This is a genomic window from Actinokineospora inagensis DSM 44258 (genome assembly GCF_000482865.1).
GTDB classification, from domain to species: Bacteria; Actinomycetota; Actinomycetes; order Mycobacteriales; family Pseudonocardiaceae; genus Actinokineospora; species Actinokineospora inagensis.
In genome coordinates this window covers 51515-74352 of record NZ_AXWW01000046.1, presented here as the reverse complement: position 1 = coordinate 74352, position 22838 = coordinate 51515, and the positions used below count along the sequence as shown (strand labels likewise).

Here is a 22838-nt window from a genome sequence, read left to right as displayed (position 1 = left end):
CGGTCGACCGGGTTCGGCCCGGTCGGAGATCCCCTTTTTTCGCCCGCACCGCGGCGGCGTCGACCACGACCCGCGACCAGTCCACCAGGCCTTGTCCACCGAGCTTGTCCAGGACGGCGTGGTGGACCCGGGTCCAGAGCCCCGCCTTCGTCCAGTCGGTGAACCGCCGATGCGCCGTGGGCACCGTGACCCCGAACGACCGCGGCAGCATCCGCCACGCACACCCACTGGTCACCACGAACACGATCGCGGTGAACACCGCCCGATCATCCAACGGCGCCGTCCCACCACCCTGCGGACGCGCCACGAAACCCGGGATCAACGGCTCCACCAACGCCCACAACTCATCCGGCACCAACCGCAACGACAACTCATCCACAAAGTGGATCATCCCACACCAAGATCAACCACGCGAGACAGGGTCTTAGGCCACCGCTCCCCCCAAACAAAACAACTTCACCACAACGGGCGGTTGGGATCGGCGGGTCCCGAGGCGCGCGGTGCGAGTGTGGGACTTCGTCGATCTGGGCCAGCTTTTTTTGGGGCGCGTGGGGTGGGGTGGCGCTTCGCCGATGTGGGCTGGCTTTTTTGAGGCGTGCGAGGTGGGGGTAGCGCTTGGTCGATGTGGGCTGTGTTTTTTGAGGCGTGTGGTGCAGGTGTGTTGTGGTGTTGGCTATGACTGGGTGGAGCGGTTGGTCAAATGAGGGGCTGGTGGGGGTGGGGGTGGGGACTCTTTTTGGTTATTCCCATTCCCAGCGGATGCCGTGGACGCCGGGGTGGGCGTCGGGGGTGGCGATGTGGGTGGTCATGCTGAGGCCGAGGGGGAGTTCGGCTTCGGTGGGGGTGGGGGTGGTGGGGGACTTGTAGTAGCGGTAGCAGCGGACGGGGGGTTGGGTTCGGTCGAAGGTGACCTGGACCAGGAGTTGGCGGGCGGGGGTGCGGAGGCCGTACTGGAAGTAGTCGGTGCGTGGGGGTGGGCCGGTGTAGCCGATTTCGTAGGCGAAGACGTAGGTGTCGCCTGCTCGGATGGGGTAGTCGAAGGCTAGTTCGACGGCGAGGAGTTCGCTGTCGGGGTCGCGGCGGAGGCGGCCGGGGCGGCAGGATTCGGTGGCCAAGAGGGTGGGTTCGTGGCCCGCGCCGTCCTGCGGGTGGAAGAAGCAGACCCAGCGGTCGACGCCGTTGGAGCGGGCAGTGGCGACGATTTCGGTGCGGACCAGGCGTTCGGTGCGGTCTGGGCCGATGTGGACGTGTTCGTGGACCGACATCAGGGCGAGGCGGGCGTTGCCCGCCAAGTCGATGCCGTCGCAGGATTCGATGGCGGCGGGGGTCAGGTCCAGCACGGTGGCCAGGCCCGCGGCGGTGTCCTCGGTGGACCGGGGGCGGGTGGGCGCGATGAGGCGCTCCAAGGCGGCGCGGGGGAGGCCGAGGGCGTCCTCCAAGGCGCGGACGGCGCGCAGGGAACGGTCGCCGTCGGGGCGGCGGCCGCCGCGGCGCCAGTAGCTGAGGGTGGCTTGGCTGACGGTGGCGCCGCGCAGGGCGATGCGCCGTTGGACGGCTTCCAGGCTCAGGCCGCGGCGGCGGATGGCCAGGTCGAGGGCGCGGTCGAACGGGCCGGTGCGCAGCACGGCGGCCAGCTCGGCGGACAGGTCCGCTCCGTCGTCGGTGGTCGACGCGGCCATCGTCACGTGTGCTCTCCCCGGAGTGCGCCTTGGTCTCGTATGTCTGGTGTGTCGTGTGCCTGCAAGCATGGGCGCACGACCGCGTCACACTCAAGGGGGAACGGCGGGTCGACCTGAGAAGCAATACACAGAATGGCCTGGCCGGAGCGGGTCCGGCCAGGCCATTCGGGCTAGCAGGCCAAGGTCGGCGCGTCGTCGGAGGAGCCTGCCGCGGTCAGCGTCGACAGTGGACGTGCGCTGAGCGCGAGCGCGGCCTGCGGGGTGGCCCGAGCAGCGGTGGCGGCGTCGAAGCCGTTGGTGTCGTAGGCGATCGCGCCGCGAGCAGCGGCCGGGCCGGAGCAGGTGACGCGCAGGGTCAGCAGGTACGCGCGGGCACGGAGTCCGGGAAGGACACGGTAGCCGGCCTGGAACGCCTGCAGGGCAAGCGCTGTGCTGTTCGCGTTAGGCGTGCCGTTGCCCGCGCCCGACGCGATACCGCCACCGGACTGCTGGCGCGCGACGAGCCAATCGAGCGCGGACCCGGTCGAACGGTGCGCTGCGGCGAGGGCCTGTACGACGAAACCGGTCGCGTCGGTGTCACTGACGCAGGTAGCGCTACCGAACGCGACCGGGAAGCCGCCGTCCGCGCACTGTGCGGCGACAAGGAAGTCAACGGCCTTCGCGGGTGCACCCGCGTGGGTGCGGCCGAGGGCGATGACGGCAAGCGACTGGGTGATGGTGTTGCTGTAGTCGCCGTAGGCGGAGACGTCGGAGAAGCGGCCCGCCGGGGTCTGCAGCGAGCGCAGCCGAGCGATCAGGTCGACACCGCCGAACGATGCCGGGTTACCGCCGCGGACCTCGACGGCCAGGGCGGTCTTGGCGGTGGCGCCCGCGTAAGACTCGCCGTCGGTGCCGGTGTAGCCGCCGAGCACGTCCGGGCGGGAGAGCCAGGTGAGGGCGGCGGCGCCGTGGTCGTCGGCGGTGCGGGTGGCGGCGAGGGCGAGAACCACATCGATGGTCAGGCCCTGGTCGGGGTAGGTGACGCCGCCGAACTCGGTGACCATGTGGTCGCCGTCGACGAGCTGGCGGGCCAGCCACCCGGCGGCGGCCTGGTTGGGGATGTGGGTCGGGGCGGCCTGGGCCACCGGGGCGACGACAACGGTGGCGGCACAGGCCAAGGCGACGACGAGGGTCCTACGTCTCACGCGGAGTTCCTTCCTGGGGTTGGACAAACTGAGCGCGTCGAGCCGCCCGACGGAACACACGCAGCAGCACGGGTCCGGTGGCGAGCACGAGCACGACGGTGGTCACGGCGCGGCCTACGTCCCAGCCGAGTGAGGTGGCCAGGGAGAAGAGGACGAGCCTGGTGAGGTTGTCCGCGACAGGTGCCCCCGGCACGAACGACAGCGTCGTGCCCTCCCCCAGCGCGAACGGCCAGAACGACAGGTTGAGCAACATCCCGTAGCAGAGGGATGACACAGCGCCGTAAGAGGCGAGTAAGACCAGTTCGAGACGACCGCTCACCTTGGGCAGTAGCCCGGCACCGAGGGCTACCCAGGCGGCTCCGAACATCTGATAGGGCAACCACGGCCCGACACCACCGGTCAGCAGGGCGGAGGCGAACAAGGTGGTGTTACCGAGCACGAAACCGAAACCCGGGCCGAACACGCGACCGGCGAGGACCATCAGGAAGAAGATGGTCTCGATGCCTGCGGTACCGGCGCCCAGTGGCCGCAGCGCGGCGCCCAACGCGCTAAGCACACCCAACATCGCCACGGCTTTGGAGTCCATCCCGCCGTCGGCGAGCTCGGCGAGTACCACCGCCAAGGCGACCGGTAGCAGTAACGCGAACACGAGCGGGGCGTCCCTACCGTGAGCGATACCGGCACCCGGGTCTACGACCAGTGGCCAGCAGAACGCCGCGACACCGAGTACGGCCGACAGCGTAAGAGCCACCGCCGAGCGTCGACCGATTCGCACCGGGTTCATAAGACGTCCAACGCGGTCTCAACGGCCGCGACCGTGAACCAGGGTTGCGGGGCGAGGACCTTGGCGACCTGGGGAGCGAACACCGGCGAGGCGGTGACGACATCACCAACCGGACCGTCCGCGACGACCTCGCCGTCGGCCATCACCACGACCCGGGTGGCGTACTCGGCGACGAACTCGACGTCGTGGGTCGCCAAGACGATGGCGTGCCCGGTGCGGGCAAGAGCGCGGAGAGTGTCCGCCAGGCGGGTCTTGGCGGGGTAGTCGAGGCCCCGAGTGGGTTCGTCGAGCAGCAGCACGTCCGGACGCGGGGTGAGCGCGATGGCGAGGACCAGGGCGAGCCGCTGGCCTTCGGACAGGTCGCGCGGGTGGATGTCGGTGGGGATGCCCGGGGTAAGGGAGTCCAGGATGGTCCGGCAGGTGCCGGTTGGTCGGCCGGACTCGGTGTCGGCTTGGGCGCACTCGGCGGCGACCGTGTGCAGGTAGAGCAGTTCATTGGGTTGCTGTGGGACCAGCCCGATCCGTGCGCGGCGGGCAGCGGGCTTGAGGGCAGCGGGGTCGGAACCGTTGACGGTGACTGTGCCGGAAGCTCGTTTTCCTGAGCCTTGGAGTGCCCATAAGAGGCTCGACTTGCCTGAGCCGTTGCGGCCCATAACAGCGACCCTCTCCCCCACGGCGACTGTTAACGCCAACTCCTGCACGGCAGTCGTCTTGCCGTATCGCACGGTGACTCCGTGGGCAACGAGGATCTCCTTACCCGCAAGCGTTTCCGTAGCAGGTGGTGCCACCGTGCGCAAACGTTCGCGCAGCGGTTCGGCCAGCCGGCGGGCGTCGCGGATGGACACTGGCGGTGGCGTCCAGCCCATGCGGCGACCGAGCCGGACGACGGGCGGCGCGACCGGTGTCTCGGCGAGCACGGGGCCGGGATCACCCGCGATCGGCGCGGCTCCCCCACCCGGCAGCCAGACGACTCGGTCGGCGTACTGAGCGACGCGTTCCAGGCGGTGTTCGGCGATCAGGACGGTCATGCCGAGGTCGTGCACGAGGCGGTGGATGGCGGCGAGAACGTCTTCGGCGGCCCCCGGGTCGAGGGCCGAGGTGGGCTCGTCGAGCACGAGGACCCGTGGATGAGCAGTCAGCGTGGCACCGATCGCGACCCGTTGCTGTTGCCCGCCGGACAAGGTCGCCAGCGGTCGACCGCGGAGGTCTGCCAGGCCGAGCAGGTCGATGGTCTCCTCGACGCGTTTACGCATGACGGCCTCGGGGACCGCCAGCGATTCCATCGAGTAGGCCAACTCCTCCTCGACGGTGTCGGTGACGAATCCGGCGACCGGGTCCTGCCCGACCAGTCCGACGACGTCGGCAAGCTCGCGGGGCGGGTGGGTCGCGGTGTCCCGGCCGTCGACCACCACGCGTCCGGCCAGGGTGCCTCCGGTGAAGTGCGGGACGAGGCCGTTGACCGCGCGCAGCAGGGTCGACTTTCCGGCTCCGGTATTGCCGACGACCAGGCACAGCTCGCCTTCGGGCACCGTCAGGTCGACGCCGGACAGGACGAGGTTGTCGCCGTAGGACACCGATACGTGCTCGAACCGGATCAAGAGCGACCCTCCCCGACGAGGAACACCGGGAGCAGCGCGACAAGCACACCGATGGTCGGTAGCAGTGGCACGTCCGGTAGCTCTAACGGCACTGTCGACGGGACCAGCGAAGCATCGCCGAACGACTCGGCGAGAACGGTGACCGCGCCAGCGAGCGCACCCGACGAGGCAATCAACACCGATGGCACTGTCCAGCGATCCGGGCGGTAACGCGTGCGGCGCAGACGACGTGATCCGACTAAGAGGCCCGCGACAGCCAGGACAACGCCGATCGCGAGGACAGGACCGCCGATGAACACTGGGGCTTCGGCATCAAGGAGGCCGTAGGCACCAATGCATAGACCGACGAGGCCGCCCATGACGAGGGCAGCGGTCAGGAGTCGGGTCTGTCGCGGTATCCCGGCGGTGCGGCCGTACCCGCGCGAGTCCATGGCTGCGGCAAGATGCAACGACCGATCCAACGCGTCCTCCAACACGGGCACGAGCAGGGTGCGAATCGCCCGCCACCCGTGCGCGGTATCCCCTCGCAGCACCCGTGCTCGTCGAACAGCCTTGGCTGACACGGCCAACTGCGGTGCCACAGTCAACGCGACTACTACGGCTGCGCTCACCTCATAGAGCGCGGTTGGCACCGACTTAAGCAGACGGCGGGGATCAGCGAGTGCGTTCGCGGCACCAACGCAGCCGAGCAGCGTAGCCAGTTGAAGTCCTTGATAGAGGGCGTAGACGAGTCCTTCGGTGGTGACCGCGCCTCCGAGGCGGATGCCCTGTGCCCAGTCCGGTAGAGGGATCTCGGGCAGGGTGAACAGCACTGTGGGCCCGTTGATGCCACCGACGAGGACAGAGAACACGAGTCGGATGCCGATCACGACCAGCCCGAACTTGAGGAACATGCCGTAAGCCGACGACCACGGCGCCGACGACCGGCAGTGCACGGCGACGAACCCGGCGACGACAGCGATCATGGCCAGCAGGGCCGGGTTCGTGGTACGGCTGGCCGCCACGGCAAGACCCAGCGCCCACAGCCACCACGCCCCGGAGTGGGGTGACCGCACTAGTCGTCCCTGGCCCGGCGTCGCCGAGCGGTGATGAAGGCGAGCACGGCGAGGGCCACAACAACAACGCCCGCCACGATTACCGTCGTCGAGCCACCGGACTTCTGCTCGGACGCGACAGGCTGTGGCTGAGGCACTTCCGACGCCACCGATGCCGATGTCACCGACATCGATGACCCGGTCGTGGTGATCGGCTCGGACGACGAAGAGGGCGCTGTCGTTGTCGTAGGTGGCGTGCTGCTGGTGGGTTCCGATCCCGCGATGGGCGTCAGCGTCAACGGGGGGACGATTGTCGGCTCCGCACGCGGAGGCAGGGGTGGCGGCGCGGGCGGTGTGGTGGGCGCGGGGGGCGCCGCTGGTTTGGCCGGTGGAGCCATCGTCGGGGCCTTGCCCGAGCCGTACGACCAGCCCTCCACAGTCCCCGCACGCGGATCGCGGTTGCCCGCGCCCAACGAACTGTAGGTCCACGATCCGCCACGGTCGGCGTACCAGTAAGACCAGTAGGCGGTCGCCGGTGAGGCGTTCACGCAGGGATCGGCGTCCGGGCCGGGGCGGTTGTTGATACGGCAGACGAAGCCGGGCTGCCTCGTCGGGAAGGTGTACCCGAATCCCGCATCAGCCAACGCGGTAAGACCACTGGCGGGGTCACCCGACGCGCAGCCCGTCTGCACTCCCCCACCGAGAGACCCGAAATCGACGACCACGGTCACCCCGTTGCCCCCGCACACCGCCGCAGACGACGTCGGCGCACCGACGACGATCCCGGCGGCGGCGAGGAGAACGGTGACGAGGAGGCGAACCGTCACGGTGCCTGCGTGGGTGCCGTACCCGCGCCGAACGACCATCCCTCCACGGTCCCGGGAGCGGGGTTGTAGCTGCCCGCGCCGCTGCTGCTGTAGGACCAGGTGCCGCCGGGGGTGCCGTGCCAGTACGACCAGTACGCGGTGACCGGTGCGCCGTTGCACGGGTTGGGCAGCGAGTTGATCCGGCAGATGAAACCGGGCTGTCGGGGCACGAACGCGTAGGTGTAACCGGCACCCGTCAACGCAGTGAGACCGGAAGTGGGGTCACCCGGCGCGCACGTGCGCTGGACAGAGCCACCGAGCGCGGTGAAGTCCACGACAACGGTTACACCGCTCGTCCCAGCGCACCCGGTCGCCTGTGCGGGTGTGGCACTGCTGGCGAAAACGGCACCGGCAATAAGACCGACAGCGGAAACAGCAGCGGTACGACGAACTGCGGTCTTCACGAGTTACCCCTAATGCGGCGGGCCCGGCTCAACGCGACCAGGGCGACACCGCTCGCCAGGAGTAAGAAGCCCAACCAGGCGACAGCGGGGTGGAAGGTGCCGGTCGCGGCGAGCGCGGGCGAACGTGCGCCCTGCGGCGACGGGTTACCCACGATGTTGCCCGTACCTGTGTTGGTGCCGTCATTCGGGTTGAGGACGGGGTCGAGGGTGGGCGCCGTAGTAGTAGTGGTGGTCGTCGGTGCGGTGCAGTCGACGGTGGGAACGTCTGCGGTAGCGCCGACCGCGCTCACCTTGGCGTAGCTGATACCCACGACGCCCGGGATGGCCTGGCTGGTAGCGCGAACGGCGTTCTCGGTCTGTCCGGCCGAGTACAAAATCGCCCCGCGCAACGGCTCAGCCGCTGTACACCCTTGCTGCAACGTGAGCAGGAACGCGACAGCCTTGTCAGCCTGAGCAGTCTTGCCACCCACACGCAACGCCTGCGCGGCTAGACCGGTCGAGTTCGCGTTGTCGACAGAGTTAGGCAGGTTCGCCTTGAAGCCGCCCGCAGCAGACTGCTTACCCACCAACCAAGTCAACCCGGCGTTCGCGGCGTCGGTGCGTCCTGCGGCCAGCAACGCCTGCACCGCGAGCGCCGTGTCATCCACATCGGACACACAAGCACCGTCCAAAGCGACCGGGAACCCGCCATCCGGGCAGGCCGTGCCCACCAGGAAGTCAACCGCCTTCGCCGGGGCGCCCCCGGACCGCTCCAGGGCCAACACCGCCAGCGCCTGGCTGAACCCGTTCGAGGCGTCCGGCTGAGCGGACACGTCGGTGAACCGGCCGGACACCGCCTGCAGCTTCCCCAACTGCGCGATCAGGTCGACCTCGCCGAACGACTTGGGGTTCAACCCCCGCGACTCCGCCACCAACGCCAACTTGGCCAACGGCCCCGCGTACGACTCGGCCGCGCCGTCACCGGCGTACTCCAGCACGTTGTCCGGCTTCGCCAAGAACCCGGCCGCCTTCGCCGACGCGTCACTCGCCACACCCGCCGCGTCCAACGCCAACACCACGTCGGCGGTCAACCCGAAATCGGGGAACGACGGGGTGCTCTCCACCCACTGCCCCTGCACCAGTTGCCGGGACAACCACCCCGCCGCCGTGTCATCGGCCGCCGGAGTCGCCGCCCGAGCCTGCACCGGCACCAGGACAAGCGCCACGGCGAACGCCGCCACCCCGCCCCGCGCCGCCGCTCTGGCGCCCCGCCCACCCTGCCCGCTCATGCGCACTGCCTCTCACCCAGAGGCCGCGACCGGATCCCGGCCCCGCGTGACCAGCGCGAGCCCGGCCCCACCCCGCAGTCCTCGACGGTTCGGAGCACGCCGCGCCACACGGGCATTCGGGCTCACCGCCTCCCCGGACGGCTTACCGTTGCGGGCCAGCGCCGGAGTTCGACCGGACTTCCCCCGCACGACACGGATGCTTGTTTCGATCGGATCATGCCCACCCACCCCGAACCCCCGCAAGATCCGTCCGTGGTCACCCCCATCACCCGACGAGAACCCTGCTGCCCCCCATTCCCACCCCCACAACGAAAAACCCCCACACCCCTCACAATCAGACGTCCACCGTTGGGCAAATTGTGATCAACCCGAAGCCACCCACCCTCACCCGTTCAGCGCATCCAACACCACCACCCGGCCCAGCCAGACCAACCAACACCCAACCCCCACGCCCTACCCCCAACCCCCGCCCCCATCGACGAGGTCCCACCCCCACCCCGCGCCTCGAAACCCGCCCACCCCAGCCACCAACCGGGCGACGAAGCACCGCAACCAACCAACCCCGCGCGCCTCAACACCCCCGGCCCCCATCGACGAGCGCCACCCACCCCACCCCCCGTCCTTGCATCGACGAAGCACCACTCCCGCACCGCGCGCCTCGAAACCCGCCGACACCAACCGCCAACCAAGCGAAGAAGCATCGCGACCAACTCGCCCCCCGCTCCTCGGGACCCGCCGACACCAACCGCCCGCTGGGGTGAACTTGTTTTGTGTGGGGGGACGGCAACCGCAAAGCTGACTGGCGGGTAAGGCCACGCTTTCCAGTGGCCCCGCCTTTTAGCCTTACCGTGCGGTTGCCGTAGGGGCCCCACACAAAACAAGTTCACCCCAGCGGGCGCAGCCGCGTCATCTGGCGCCCGAGGCCGGCGTCGCCGGCAGGCGACCAGGCCGAACCCCGAGGCGCAGCCGAGGCCCAGAGACCCCTCACACCAAGATCAACCGACAACAAAGCCCCCGAATACACAGCCTAAACGGACCCACCGACAAGATCGCCCCGCCGACCAACAACCATGATCAACCCGAACTTGAGCCCCTGAATACAAGCCTAGACCGACCCACCGACAAGATCAGCCGCCCAGCGCCCAGTAGCCCAACTCCACGACGGTGAAGATCAATCGCGGTGGAGGACCAGCAACGCGATGTCGTCGTCTTTGTGGCGGCCGTAGCTGCTGAGCAGTCGTTCGCAGATGGCTTCTGGTGACTCGTCCGCCCGCATTGACGCGCGCAGGTGTTCCATGTCCACGTCCAACGGGACGGTGCGGCGTTCGATGAGTCCGTCGGTCATCAGCACGATTGTTGTTCCGGGTGAGATGTCCAGGGTGGTCGGTGCGGGGCGGGGGGCCTGTACGCCCAGTAGGGCGCCCGGCAACCGCAGGTAGCGGGCGCCGTCGCCGTCGATGATCAGGGGTGGGATGTGGCCTGCGTTGGCGAAGGTCGCGCGGCCGGTTGCCTTGTCCAGCAGGAGGACGCACAGGGTTGTCAGGCCGTCGGGGTGGAAGCGGCGGAGCATGGCGTTGAGGCGGTCCACGATCAGGTCCGGCGGGTGGCCTTCGATGGCGTAGGCGCGCAGGGCGTGCCGGACCTCGCCCATGATCGTCGCGGCTTCGATGGAGTGGCCGGTGACGTCGCCGATGGCCACCAGCAACCGGTCGCCCAGTTCGGTGACCTCGTAGAAGTCGCCGCCCACCTGGGCCACGGTGGACGCGGGGACGTATCGGGCGGCCATCGTGACGCCGGTGGCCCGTGGTAGGCCGCTCGGCAGCAGGCTCCGCTGCAACGCCAACGCGATGTCGTGTTCGTCCGCGAACGCGCGCAGGCCTTCCGCAGCGACGGCGGTGGTCAGTCCGATCTGGACGAGCAGGTCGCGTTCGTCCGGGGCCACGACCGACTGCACCGGCAACGCGACGCACGTGATGGGTTGGTCGGGTTTGATCCGGGCCAGGACCGCGCAGGTCTGGCCGTCGGGCAACGTTCGCACCGCGGATGTCGTGCCGTCCAACAACTCCTCGTCCGCGAGGTGCTCGATGAGCGGGGTGGCGGACAGAGTCACCTCGCCGCTGGGGCCCGCGCTCCCCCACATCTCTCCGCCGTCGCGCAACCGCAGCAAGACTGTCGCCGCGCTGTCCAGCACAGCGGCTGCACCTTGCGCGGCCGCGGTGACCAATGCCGGGAAGGTTCGCGCGGCGTTGATCCGCAGGCTGGCCGCGGTTAGCCGGGACAACCGTGCAGCCAACCGTTCAGCCGCTGCCCGAGCGCGGTAATACCGCAAGGCGGCTTTAACCGTGGCCAGTAGCTCCCCCGGGTCTACCGGCTCGCTGAGGTAAGCGTCCGCGCCGCGGGTCAATCCGACGGCGCGGTCGCTCGCCTCGATCAGGCTCGCCGACACGTGTACCACCGGTAGCGCCGCCGTCAGCGGGTCGTTCTTGATGGCCTCGCACACCTCGAAGCCGCTCATGTCCGGCAGGTTGACGTCCAGGATGACCAGGTCGATCCCGGGCACCCGGACCGCGGACAGCGCACCGGCGCCGGTGTCCGCCTCGACGATCTCGTGGCCGTTGCGGCGCAGCCAGCCGCCGGTGATGTAGCGGCTGGCCTCGTTGTCGTCGACGACGAGGATGCGGGCCGGGCGGTCCTGGTCGTCGAAACCCGCGCCGGTCACGGGGATGGCTCGGTCGGGGCGGCGGTCAGCGCGCGGCGGATGCCGTCGCGGACCGACTCGGTGGACAGTTGGGACGTGCGCACCACCACCAGACCGAGCTCCCGGTCGCGGTGCTCGGCCGACTGCAGGGCCAGCACCGGGGTCCCGGTCAGCCGGGCTTCGCGGCGCAGCCCGAGCAGGCAGTCCTCGGCGTGCGGGGCGGCCAGGTCCAGCACCAGCAGCCCGGGTGGCGCGGCGGCGGCCATCAGCACCGCGCCCACCCCGTCGGCGGTCTCCCGGACCTCGCCGACCAGTGGGCCCATCACCGTGGTCAGCCGGGCGCGCAGGGTGTCGTCGGCGGTGACCAGCAGCACCGACCGCGGCCGGGCCTCGGCCTCGACCGCGCTCTGGGGGAGTCGCACGGTGACAAGCGTGCCCTGACCAGGCGTGCTCCGCAGATCGAGCGACCCGCCCAGCACCTCGGCGAGGGACCGCGCGTAGGGCAATCCGAGGCCGGTGCCCGCCGAGCGCGCCTGCAGCGGGTTGGGTACCTGGTGGAACTCCTCGAAGACCTTGTCCACATGGTCCGCGGGGATGCCGATACCCGTGTCGGACACGGTGAACAGCCAGTCCGCACCATCGACGGCCGCGGTGACCCGGACCTCACCGTGCTCGGTGAACTTGAGACCGTTGGACACCAGGTTGCGCAGGATGTGCATGAGCAGCGTGTAGTCGGTGCGCAGGACGGGGCCGTCGGGCAGCTCATCGCACACGAGCGCCACCTCGCCGTCCCGGGTCACCGGGAGGAACCCGTCGCGGAGCTGGGCGAACAGCATCCGCAGGTCCACCTCGACCGGCTGCGGCTCGACCCGCCCCGACTCGGCCTTGGCCACGTCCAGCAGGTCGTTGACCAGGGTGAGCAGCCCGGTGCCGGACGTGTTGACCAGCTCCAACTGCCTGCGCTGGTCGTCGGTGAGCGGGTCGGCGCCCGGCCCGAGCAGCAGCCGGGCCAGGCCGACGATCGAGTTGACCGGGGTGCGGACCTCATGGCTGACGTTGGACCAGAACCGGTTCTTGGCCTCGCTGGCCCGTTTCAGCTCGATCGACTTCTGGTCCAGCTCCGCGTAGAGGGCGACAACACCGCGGTTGGTCTCGTCAAGCTCCTCGGTCAGCTCGCCGTAGAGGGCCAGGACACCGCGGTTGGTCTCCTCCAGCTCGGCGTTGAGGCGCAACAACTCCTCTTGTTTGCGTTCGAGGCTGTCGAGGGTGAGCAGCAGCTCCTCGTTCTGCGCGCGCAGCTCGTCGGTAGCGTTGCCTGCCTCTAGACCGCTGAGCTCCTCGCGCAACCGGGCGATCCTGGTGTCACCGGGGTAGGACGTGCCTACGGACAGGGCTTTGCGCACGGTCACTTCTACCCGACCACGACGGTGTTCAATCTTGACCTCGTCGAGCAGCCTCTCCGCAGTGACCCACCCCTGCTCGGATACCGGCGCGCTCGACAACCCGGTCATGAGCCTTACCCCCAACGACGGGACAGGTTGGGGCCGTAGTTCGAAGGTGACGGTCAACGGGACCTGGTCGGCGAGCAGTAAACGGCCGAGGTCGCTCAACGCGGTCGCGACGCGGATCTGGTCTTGTGCCTCCATACCGATGGCGCGCGCCACTTCCCGGCCGCGCCGCCGCAAGAGGAACACACCCTGCTCACCGGACAGCGACAGCACCAACAGTTCAGGATTCATGCACGCCTGCCTTGGCCACCACCACGCTCGCGTCGTCCCGGCGCACACCTGCGTCCCGCAGCAACTCCAGGGCGATCACCAGTGGCCGCGCGCGCCACAGGTCGAGCGGATCCGCGGTCCACCGCTCGGTCAGCCCGTCCGAGTGCAGCACGACGACGGCGTCATCGGGGAGTTCGTAGTCGAACCGCTTGATGGTCCGCGCCTGGTAGCCCGCGATGCCCGGTAGCGAAACCATGCCGCGCTTGCGGTCAGACACCACGGTGCCCGCGATGTTGCCAACGCCCGCGTAGCGGACAAGAGACGCGGCTGGGTCCAACTCGGCGACCGCTACAGCACCGCCACGGGTGCCGTTCATACCGGTGTGCAGCATGCGCACCAGTTCCTCAGGCGATGTCCACGGCGCGTCAAGAAAGGTTCTTACCGCTGCCTGGGACGCCGACGCCGCGAGCGGACCGTGGCCGGAGCCATCGGCGAGCATCAGCAGCATCCGGTTGTCCTGCCGTCGAATCGCGTAGGCGTCGCCGCAGATCTGCTCACCGCCCATCGGGCGGGTCACCCCCGCCGCGGTATCGACAGCTGTAGTGCGCCGCCTCGGGCTTTCGTCCGGGCAGAACCTCGCGGTAAGAATCGTTCCCCGGCCCACTACGGACCGGACAGCGTAAGAGTCCGACAATCGGACCACGGCGCCCAGACCGATACCGAGAGTGCCTGTCGTGGAGTGGCCGTCACGAAAAGCGAGATCCAGGTCGGCCATACCGGGACCGCGGTCGACCGCGGCCACTTCCAATTCAGCTCTGTCCACCGTGCGCAGAGCCCGCAGCAGCAACACACCCTGATCGGCGTGCTTGGCCAGGTTCGTCGCCAACTCCGTGACGACCAAACCGACCTCGGCCGCGCGGTTCTCCGGGAACGCCAGCCGCTCGGCCAGCCCGGTGGCGGCGCGGCGGGCCGCACCTACGGCGCTGGGCTCCTCCACCGGCAACCAGGCGACGTCCTCGGCGGTCGGGAGGTGGTCCCCGGCGGTCACCGGGACCACTTCGTCACGGTGACCGTGGTGCCCCGGCCGACCGCGGTGTCCAGGTCGAACTCGTCGACCAGCCTGCGCGCGCCGCTGAGCCCCAGGCCCATGCCCTGCCCGCTGGTCCACCCGTCGGTCAGCGCCAGGGTGATGTCCGGGATGCCGGGGCCGTCGTCGCGGAAGCTCGCCCGCACGCCCTGCCGCCTGCCCTCGCCGAGCAGTTCGACCACGGCGCTGCCGCCACCGCCGTAGGTCAGCGTGTTGCGGGCCAGCTCGCTGGTCGCCGTCACGAGCTTCGTCTGGTCCACAAGGGACAGCTTGGCCCGCTGCGCGTAGGACCGCACGACTTGGCGGACCCGCACGACATCCTCGTCCGCGACGATCGGGATGTCCTCGCGGGTCACCGGGGCGCCTGCTCGCCGAGTTCGGCGAGGATGGCCAGGCCCTTCTCCAGGTCGAGCGCGGTGCGCACCTCGCCGAGCGTCAACCCCAGCTCCACCAGGGTGATCGCCACGGCGGGCCGCATCCCGACGACGACGGTGTGCGCGTCGAACAGCTTCGAGGTGGCGGCGATGGTGGCGAACATGCGGCCGATGAACGAGTCGACGATGTCGACGGCGGAGATGTCCAGGACCACCCCGTGCGCCCCGGTCGCGCTGATCTTCTCCGCCAGGTCCTCCTGCAGCGCCAGCACGTCGCGGTCCTGCAGGTCGACCTGGATGGAGGCGAGCAGCACGTCGCCGATCTTGAGGATGGGGATGCGCTCCACGCCGGTCACCGGCGCCCGTCGGCCGCGATCACGTCGACCCCGGACCGGCGCAGCGCGTGCCGCAGGGCGTCGGCCAGCGAGGCCTTGGTGGTGATGTCGCCGAACTCGATGCCCAGGCCGACGATGGTCTGCGCGATGTGCGGGCGGATGCCGGAGATGGTGCACTCGGCACCCATCAGCCGGGCCGCCATCACCGTCTTGAGCAGGTGCTGGGCGACCTGGGTGTCCACCGCGAGCACACCGGTGATGTCGATGATGGCGTGCGCGGCGCCGGTGACGACCAGCGACTCCAGCAGCTTCTCCATCACGACCTGGGTGCGCGCCGAGTCCAGGGTGCCCACCAGCGGCACCGCCAGCACGCCGTCCCACAGCTTGACGACCGGCGTGGTCAGCTCCAGCAACTGCTCGGCCTGCTCGTCGATGACCTCTTCGCGGGCCTTGGCGTAGGCCTCGAAGGTCCACAGGCCGAGCCCGTCGAGCAGTTGGGACGCGGCGACGACCTCGGGCAGCCCGCCGCCCACCTCGGCCCGGTCGACCAGCTCGAACAGGGCCTGCTTGAGTGCGAACACGCCGATGGCGGTCTCGGACGGGGTGAACCCGGCGCGGGCCCGGCGGCGGGACAGGTCGCCGAGCAGGGCGCGGGCCTCGGCGTAGGGCTCTGCCTGGATGTCGCGGCTGCCGCTGGCCACCCCGGCCAGGATGGCGGCGTAGAGCTCATCGAGCTCGCGGGCCAACTCGGCGACGCTCAGCCTGCCTTTGAGCGGGGCGGCGGCGAGCTCGACCCAGCGTGCGGCGAGCGGGGTCGAGCCCGCACGCAGCAGATCCGCGAGGTTGTCCGAGCGCCCGGTTCCGTTGGTCATCCTGCCTCCTAGTCGAGCCGACCGGCGGAGCTTAGCGCCGGGTCTTCACGTTCGGGCCACCTCGGTCCGACGGCTCCACGCCAGGATGTCCGGTGTTCCGAGGTCATTCACCGGGGCTGTGGGCTCAACCTCGTCCGGATACGTGACCACCCTAACGCCGACGTGTGGCCGGTCGCGGGTACGGGTAGTCAACGGGGTATGGACCTCGAAGCGGTGCGCGCGTTCTTGCTCGAACGGCTCGCCGAGGACGAACGCCGAGTCGCCGCAGGTGGGGTTCCGCTGTTGGACGAAGCGGAGCGGCTGGGGCGGTTGCGTATCCTGCGCAGCGACGACGGTAGTGGGCTGCTGCTGACGCCCGGCGCGTCGGGCGAACCGGTGCCGTTCGCGGAGAAGGCGCCGTTGCTGCGCGCGGAAATCCCCGTAGCCGACGAAGACACACTACGACTCCTCGCGACCGCCTATGACGCGCACCACGGGTGGCAAGAGGAGTGGCGCGTCACTCCGGCGTAAGAGTCATCCTGGACGCATGGTCGACGCGATTGTCGTGGGCAGTGGGCCCAATGGGTTGGTCGCTGCGAACGTACTGGCCGACGCGGGTTGGTCTGTACTGGTGCTGGAAGCGACAGAAGAACCGGGTGGTGCTGTCCGCACGGCGGAGTTGACCGTGCCCGGTTTCAAGCACGACCTCTATAGCGCGTTCCACCCGTTGGCAGCGGCGTCGCCCGTACTCACTGAACTGGGGCTAGCCGATTACGGCTTGCGATGGAGGCAGGCCCCGGAAGTCTCGGCGCACGTGTTTCCGAACGACCGTGCCGTGCTGCTGTCTCGAGACGTAGAGCGCACGGCGGCGTCTGTGGCCGAGTTCGCACCCGGGGATGCCGCAGCGTGGCGCAACGAGTTCGCTCGGTACCAGAGCGTGAAGGACGAGTTGCTGGAGGCGCTCCTACGACCATTTCCCCCTGTGCGAGCCGGGCTGGGGATGCTTAAGAAGCTCGGCATCGGCGCCGCGCTGCGGGCAACGCGAACGGCAACACTGCCCGCGCTCCGGTACGGCCAAGAGCGGTTCGCGGGCGAGGGCGCCCGGATGCTGATCCTGGGCAACGCGCTGCACACCGACCTCGGACCGACCAAGGCGGGCGGCGCGATCTTCGGATGGCTGCTGGCAATGCTCGGGCAGGACGTCGGTTTTCCGGTCCCCCTGGGCGGTGCCGGAGCGTTGACCGACGCCATGGTCAAACGACTCCAAGCACGCGGCGGCCAGGTCGAATGCGGTCGGCTTGTGACGAAGGTCCTCGTCGCCCAGGGCAAAGCCGTTGGTGTTGTCGCCGACGGCGAACCGCTGCGGGCCGAGCGGGCAGTGCTGGCTGATGTGCCCGCGCCGGCGCTATACCGGTCACTGCTCGATCACGGCGTGCTACCCGCAAGCCTCGTAGGTGACCTGGACCGCTTTCACTGGGACGACGCCACCATCAAGGTCGACTGGGCATTGTCCGCCCCAATCCCCTGGCGCGCGGCCGAGGCGTCTGCCGCCGGGACCGTCCACTTGGGGGTCGACACGGCCGGGGCCGTGCAGTTTGACGCGGACTTGGCCACCGGGCGGGTGCCCGGGGAGCCCTTCTTGCTGCTAGGACAAATGACGACCGCCGACCCAAGCCGCTCCCCTGCCGGTACCGAGTCGGCGTGGCTCTATAGCCACGTACCCAGGGACGGCTCTTGGCCCGTCGAGCGGCTTGCGGAGTGGGCGGACCGGGTGGAGCGGACGGTTGAGCGGCACGCGCCCGGTTTCCGAGACCTGGTGTTGGGCCGGGTCGTGTCGGGGCCTGGTGACCTTGAGCGGGGCAATCCGAGCCTGGTCGGCGGGGCGATCAACGCGGGGACGGCAGGAATCCACCAGCAGCTCGTGTTCCGACCAACCCCTGGGCTGGGACGCGCGGACACCGTCATCGAACGGCTGTTCCTGGCCAGTGCTTCGGCGCATCCTGGCGGTGGTGTGCACGGCTCGGCAGGAGCAAATGCGGCACGAGCAGCCTTGGCGGCGAATTCTTGGTACGGCCCAGCATACCGCCCGGCGATGCGTGGGACACACCGCGCACTGCACGGTCTACCAGCAATTACCGACTAGAACGACACCACCCCCCTACCACCACGCCATATCGAATAAACGCCATCCCCCGCACCGCGCGCCCAAAACCCGCCCCACATCGACGAAGCGCCACACTTGCACCGCCCACACACACACACCAAAGCCCACCCCTCATCGACGAAGCCCACCAACCTGCACCGCGCGCCTCGGGACCCGCCGACACCAACCGCCCGTTGTGGTGAAGTTGTTTTGTTTGGGGGGAGCGGTGGCCTAAGCCGGCTGGCGGGTAAGGCCACGCTTTCCAGTGGCCCCGCCTTTTTGCCTTACCCAGGCTGCCGCTAGGGGCCCCAAACAAAACAACTTCACCACAACGGGCACTACCGTTTTAATCTGGCGCCCGTGGCCGGCGTCGCCGCCAGGCGACAAGGCCGAACCCCGAGCGCAGCGAGGCCCAGAGACCCCTCACGCCATGATCAACCCGGACGAAAGCCCCCGAATACCCAGCCTAGACGCAACCACCGACAACCCCGGCCAACCATGATCAACCTGACCATGAGCCCCTGAATACACAGCCTAGACGAACCCACCGACAGTCTCGGGGGCATGAGGGCCGACGCAGGGGACTCTGAGCCTCGGCTGCGCCTCGAGACTCGGCCTTGTCGCCTGGCGGCGACGCCGGCCATGGGCGCCAGATTAAAGCTGAAGTGCCCGTTGTGGTGAAGTTGTTTTGTTTGGGGCCCCTAGCGGCAGCCTGGGTAAGGCTAAAAGGCGGGGCCACTGGAAAGCGTGGCCTTCCCCGCCGGCCGGCTTAGGCCACCGCTCCCCCCAAACAAAACAACTCCACCACAACGGGCAGTTGGTGTCGGCGGGTCCCGAGGCGCGCGGTGCCAGTGTGGGACTTCGTCGATTCAGGGTGGGCTTTGGTGTGTGTGTGTGTGTGTGTGGGCGGTGCAAGTGTGGCGCTTCGTCGATGTGGGGCGGGTTTTTGGGCGCGCGTGTGGGTTGGCGGGGCTTGCGGTGATGATGGAGGTGGTGGTGGTGGTGGTGACGGTTGGGTTAGGCTTGGATGGCGTCTGTGTTGCGGGTCCAGGTGCGGTGGGTGGCGATTTCCTTGGCGAAGGTTTCGGTGAAATTGGCTGGGAGGTCGGGGCCGGACTTGGGGGTGGTTACGACGCCTGCGTCAACGGCAACGTCTTGACCTTCGGCTGTGGTCACGGCTAGTCCGGCGGCGGTGAGTACTTCTCGGCCGGTGCCGGAGAGGGCGATTGTTTTGTGGTGTTTGAAGGCTTCTGCGACGAAGTGGCGGGCGTGGCCGTCGGTGGTGAGGGTTTGTGTGCCGTCTGGGATGAGGATGGCGTCGTAGAGGACGGATGTTGTTGATGTCATCACGCGGTCCACGGGGAGTTCGCCGCCGTCGGCGGTTTGGACGGTGCCGCCGTGTGGGGCGAGGACTTCCGGTGTGGCACCACGATTCTTCAACTCGGTCAGCACCGTTGTCAGGCCTGGACCGTCGACGCCGTCGGTGACCAATACGGCGATCTTGCGGGTGGCGATCGTGTCTGTGGGTTGCCGGGACTGGGACAGGGCGGGTGAGGTTTCGGTGCTCGCGGGCTTGCCCGTGGTGGGTGTGGGTAGGCCGAAGCCCGCGGCGACCTGGGCGGCGAGGTCCGGGTGGACCTTGGTGAGCTGGTCGACGACCGCGGAGCGGATTTCCGGGGTTTCCACGTGGCCGAGTTCGAACTGGAAGGCGGCGACGATGTGTTCGCGCTCCACAGTAGACATGCTGTTCCAGAACAGTGCCGCCTGGCTGTAGTGGTCCTTGAAGCTCTCGCTGCGCCTGCGGATCTTCGTGCCTTCGACCTTCTCCTGGTAGTGCTCGAAGACCTCCGGGTATTGACCGTCCACGACAGGGCAACCGCCGCCGAGGGTGTTGGGGGAGTAAGAGGTTCGACCGCGGTGGATTCGGTGTTGGCCGTATCCGTCGCGTTGGTTGTTGCGGACGTCCACGACAGGTCGGTTCACCGGGATCTGGGCGAAGTTGGGGCCACCGAGCCGGATGAGCTGCGTGTCCAGGTAGGAGAAGTTGCGGGCCTGCAACAGCGGGTCGTTGCTGAAGTCGATGCCCGGGACGATGTTGGCGGTGTGGAAGGCGACCTGCTCGGTCTCGGCGAAGAAGTTCTCCGGGTTGCGGTCCAGCACCATCTTCCCCACCGGCCGCACCGGCACCCGCTCCTCCGGGATGATCTTCGTGGCGTCCAGCAGGTCGAAGTCGAAGGCGAACTCGTCGGCCTCGTCGACCAACTGCACGCCCAACTCCCACTCCGGGAAGGCGCCCGCCTCGATGTTCTCCCACAGGTCGCGGCGGTGGAAGTCCGGGTCGGCGCCGCTGATGCGCAGGCATTCCGCCCAGACCAGCGAGTGCGTGCCGAGCACCGGCTTCCAGTGGAACTTGACGAAGGTGCCGCGCCCGTCGGCGGAGACCAGCCGGAACGTGTGCACGCCGAAGCCCTGCATCATCCGGTAGCTGCGCGGCAGCGCGCGGTCGGACATCAGCCACAGCACCATGTGCAGCGTCTCCGGCTGCAGCGCCACGAAGTCCCAGAACGAGTCGTGCGCGGACTGGCCCTGCGGGATCTCGTTGTGCGGCTCGGGTTTCACCGCGTGCACGAAGTCGGGGAACTTGACCCCGTCCTGGATGAAGAACACCGGCATGTTGTTGCCGACCAGGTCGTAGTTGCCCTGCTGGGTGTAGAACTTCGTGGCGAACCCGCGCACGTCCCGCACGGTGTCGGCGGACCCGCGCGACCCGGCGACGGTGGAGAACCGGACGAACACCGGGGTCGTGACCGACGGGTCGGTCAGGAACGTCGCCGCCGTGTACGCGGCCAGCGAGTCGTCGTACGGGGTGAAGTGGCCGTAGGCACCCGCGCCTCTTGCGTGCACGACCCGCTCGGGGATCCGCTCGTGGTCGAAGTGGGTGATCTTCTCGCGGGCGTGGAAGTCCTCGAGCAGCGTCGGGCCGCGATCGCCCGCGCGCAGCGAGTCGTCCGTGTGGCCGATCCGGACCCCCTGCTGTGTGGTCAGCGGGCCGTCCTGGTCGACCCGGTCCGGGTCGAGGTCGCGCTGCTTGGACATGCGTCGGCTCCTTCGGCGTTTGGGAACACCGACCGCTTACCCAGGCATGGGGCCGACAAACGTCCGTGGCCGGTGTCCCCGCGTGGGGGACACCGGCCACGGGGCGGGGTCAGGACTCAGACTCGGAAGCGGGACACCACGTCGTTCAGCTCACCGGCCATGGTGGCCAGCACGGCGGCGGTCTCCCGGGACGCGCCCACCGTGTCGCTGGTGGAGGCGGCCGCGTCGGCGACGTCGGTGACGGTGTGCGCGATCGCGTCGGCGCCCGAGGCGGCCTCGGCGACGCTGCGGCTCATCTCGCCGGTCGTGGCGGTCTGCTCCTCCACCGCCGAGGCGATGGTGTTCTGGTAGTCGCTGATCCGGTGGATGATCTGCGAGATCCGCTCGATCGCCTCGACCGCCGACGAGGTCTCGCCCTGGATGGTGAGCACCCGGCTGGCGATGTTCTCGGTGGCCCGCGCGGTCTCCTGCGCCAGGTCCTTCACCTCACCGGCGACGACCGCGAAGCCCTTACCCGCGTCACCGGCCCGAGCGGCCTCGATGGTGGCGTTGAGCGCCAGCAGGTTGGTCTGCTCGGCGATCGACGTAATGACCTTGACGATGTTGCCGATCTCGGCCGACGACTCACCCAGCTTGCCGACGATCTCGGTGGTCTCCCGCGCCGACTCGACCGCGTCGGTGGCGACCCGCGCCGCGTCGGAGGCGTTCGACGAGATCTCCCGGATGGAGGCGCCCATCTCCTCGGACGCGGTGGCCAGGGTCTGCACGTGCAGCGACACGTCCTGGGCGGCCTGGCGGACCGCACCGGCCCGGTCGGCCGTCTGCGCGGCGCCACCGGCGAGGATGTCGCCCGCCTTGGCCATGTCCCGGGACGACCCGGTCAGCGCCGCAGCGTTGGTGCTGATGGTGCGCACGGTGTCGAGCATGCTGTCGGTGGCCCGGTTCAGCGCGGCGGCCATCTGGCCGACCTCGTCGCGGCCGTGCACGTCCGCCCGGCGGGTCAGGTCACCGTCGGCGACACCCTCCAGCACGGCGGTGACCCGGCGCAGCGGCCGGGTGACGGCGGCGGCGACCCGCCATGCCAGCAGCAGGCCCAGCAGCAGGCCGATGCCCGCGCCGCCCAGGATCAGGCGGTTGGTGCTGCTGCCGGTGTCGGCCACGTCGGTGGCGGCGGCTTGGGCGGCGGCGGCCTGGGCGGCGGTCAGCGTCCCGAACTGCTTGTCGATGGTGGTGGTCAGGGCGTCGGCCTTGTTGTAGCCGTCCCAGAAGCTGCCCAGGTTGTTCGCGTCCGCCGACGGGATCATCTGCGTGTCGCGCACCGACAGGTAGCCCTTCCAGGTGTCCCGCAGCGCCGACAGCGTCGCCGAGTCGGCGGTCTGACCGGCGTACGTGTCGAGGGTCGACTCGATCTCGGCGTCCAGCGCCTGCATGGACTGCTTGTTCTTCGGCCGCCACTCGGCGTCCGACATGTAGTAGTTCAGCATGAAGTTGCGGTCGGTGAGGATGTCCGCCCGCACCTTCGCCAGCGTCTGCGTAGCCTCGACGCCGCGCGTGTAGACCAACCGCGCGCCGTCGGTCAGCTTCCCCGACCCGCTCAGGCTCAACCCGACCACGACGGCGAAGGCCGCCAGGACCGCCGCCACCGCGCTGAAGATCTTCACCGTCACCGGGAGGTCGTTGACCCGCCCCAGCACACCCCGCCCTGCCGCCATCTGCCGA

18 protein-coding genes and 1 pseudogene are annotated in these 22838 nt (G+C 69.0%); 2 read left to right on the top strand and 17 right to left on the bottom strand.

The window, feature by feature from the left end; all coding sequences use genetic code 11:
* The 15 genes and pseudogenes from H504_RS35730 to H504_RS0117875 form a co-directional block, all read right to left on the bottom strand.
* Window positions 1–391: pseudogene (locus H504_RS35730) on the bottom strand (transposase); the annotation flags it as partial.
* A 349-nt stretch (window positions 392–740) separates the two neighbouring features.
* A complete protein-coding gene (locus H504_RS0117940) occupies window positions 741–1685 on the bottom strand; it encodes a helix-turn-helix domain-containing protein (protein WP_051386000.1) in 945 nt (314 codons plus the stop codon).
* A 164-nt stretch (window positions 1686–1849) separates the two neighbouring features.
* Window positions 1850–2863, bottom strand: coding sequence for a peptidase (locus H504_RS0117935; protein WP_026423895.1), 1014 nt, complete (start codon window positions 2861–2863; stop codon window positions 1850–1852).
* Window positions 2853–3647 (bottom strand): ECF transporter S component, encoded by a 795-nt coding sequence (locus tag H504_RS35725; RefSeq protein WP_035304757.1) that lies wholly within the window; start codon window positions 3645–3647, stop codon window positions 2853–2855. Before H504_RS35725 ends, H504_RS0117935 begins: the two co-directional genes overlap by 11 nt.
* Window positions 3644–5245: an ABC transporter ATP-binding protein gene (locus H504_RS0117925; protein WP_026423894.1), complete on the bottom strand. Its 1602-nt coding sequence runs from the start codon at window positions 5243–5245 to the stop codon at window positions 3644–3646. Before H504_RS0117925 ends, H504_RS35725 begins: the two co-directional genes overlap by 4 nt.
* Window positions 5242–6300: a CbiQ family ECF transporter T component gene (locus H504_RS35720; RefSeq protein ID WP_035304755.1), complete on the bottom strand. Its 1059-nt coding sequence runs from the start codon at window positions 6298–6300 to the stop codon at window positions 5242–5244. Before H504_RS35720 ends, H504_RS0117925 begins: the two co-directional genes overlap by 4 nt.
* Window positions 6300–7145: a hypothetical protein gene (locus H504_RS41375; RefSeq protein WP_157440493.1), complete on the bottom strand. Its 846-nt coding sequence runs from the start codon at window positions 7143–7145 to the stop codon at window positions 6300–6302. Before H504_RS41375 ends, H504_RS35720 begins: the two co-directional genes overlap by 1 nt.
* Window positions 7103–7420, bottom strand: coding sequence for a hypothetical protein (locus tag H504_RS0117910; RefSeq protein ID WP_211239350.1), 318 nt, complete (start codon window positions 7418–7420; stop codon window positions 7103–7105). The genes H504_RS41375 and H504_RS0117910 overlap by 43 nt, the downstream gene beginning before the upstream one ends.
* 125 nt (window positions 7421–7545) lie before the next feature.
* Complete coding sequence (locus tag H504_RS35710) at window positions 7546–8817, bottom strand: peptidase (protein ID WP_157440492.1); 1272 nt, start codon at window positions 8815–8817, stop codon at window positions 7546–7548.
* A 1171-nt stretch (window positions 8818–9988) separates the two neighbouring features.
* Window positions 9989–11536, bottom strand: coding sequence for a fused response regulator/phosphatase (locus H504_RS0117900; RefSeq protein ID WP_026423891.1), 1548 nt, complete (start codon window positions 11534–11536; stop codon window positions 9989–9991).
* Window positions 11533–13254, bottom strand: coding sequence for a sensor histidine kinase (locus tag H504_RS0117895; RefSeq protein WP_026423890.1), 1722 nt, complete (start codon window positions 13252–13254; stop codon window positions 11533–11535). The genes H504_RS0117900 and H504_RS0117895 overlap by 4 nt, the downstream gene beginning before the upstream one ends.
* The gene (locus H504_RS0117890) at window positions 13244–14281 is read right to left on the bottom strand and encodes an ATP-binding SpoIIE family protein phosphatase (RefSeq protein ID WP_245614319.1); all 1038 of its coding nucleotides are present in this window, start codon (window positions 14279–14281) and stop codon (window positions 13244–13246) included. Before H504_RS0117890 ends, H504_RS0117895 begins: the two co-directional genes overlap by 11 nt.
* Entirely contained in the window at window positions 14278–14676 is a 399-nt protein-coding gene (locus H504_RS0117885) for an anti-sigma regulatory factor (protein ID WP_026423888.1), read from the bottom strand. Before H504_RS0117885 ends, H504_RS0117890 begins: the two co-directional genes overlap by 4 nt.
* On the bottom strand, window positions 14673–15050 hold the full coding sequence (locus H504_RS0117880) for an STAS domain-containing protein (protein ID WP_281173640.1): 378 nt from the start codon (window positions 15048–15050) through the stop codon (window positions 14673–14675). Before H504_RS0117880 ends, H504_RS0117885 begins: the two co-directional genes overlap by 4 nt.
* Complete coding sequence (locus H504_RS0117875; RefSeq protein ID WP_026423886.1) at window positions 15047–15901, bottom strand: STAS domain-containing protein; 855 nt, start codon at window positions 15899–15901, stop codon at window positions 15047–15049. The genes H504_RS0117880 and H504_RS0117875 overlap by 4 nt, the downstream gene beginning before the upstream one ends.
* Before the next feature lie 198 nt (window positions 15902–16099).
* Here H504_RS0117875 and H504_RS0117870 point away from each other — a divergent pair, with 198 nt between their 5' ends.
* Window positions 16100–16411 carry a hypothetical protein gene (locus tag H504_RS0117870; RefSeq protein ID WP_026423885.1) on the top strand — a complete coding sequence of 104 codons (312 nt, stop codon included), beginning with the start codon at window positions 16100–16102 and terminating at the stop codon, window positions 16409–16411.
* A 16-nt stretch (window positions 16412–16427) separates the two neighbouring features.
* Window positions 16428–18023: a phytoene desaturase family protein gene (locus H504_RS0117865; protein WP_026423884.1), complete on the top strand. Its 1596-nt coding sequence runs from the start codon at window positions 16428–16430 to the stop codon at window positions 18021–18023.
* A 1017-nt stretch (window positions 18024–19040) separates the two neighbouring features.
* Here the strand turns inward: H504_RS0117865 and H504_RS0117860 are convergent.
* Together H504_RS0117860 and H504_RS0117855 are read right to left on the bottom strand one after the other, a co-directional pair.
* Window positions 19041–21119 carry a catalase gene (locus H504_RS0117860; RefSeq protein ID WP_026423883.1) on the bottom strand — a complete coding sequence of 693 codons (2079 nt, stop codon included), beginning with the start codon at window positions 21117–21119 and terminating at the stop codon, window positions 19041–19043.
* 116 nt (window positions 21120–21235) lie between these two features.
* Window positions 21236–22831 carry a methyl-accepting chemotaxis protein gene (locus tag H504_RS0117855; RefSeq protein WP_035304753.1) on the bottom strand — a complete coding sequence of 532 codons (1596 nt, stop codon included), beginning with the start codon at window positions 22829–22831 and terminating at the stop codon, window positions 21236–21238.
* Between the last annotated feature and the right edge of the window lie 7 nt (window positions 22832–22838).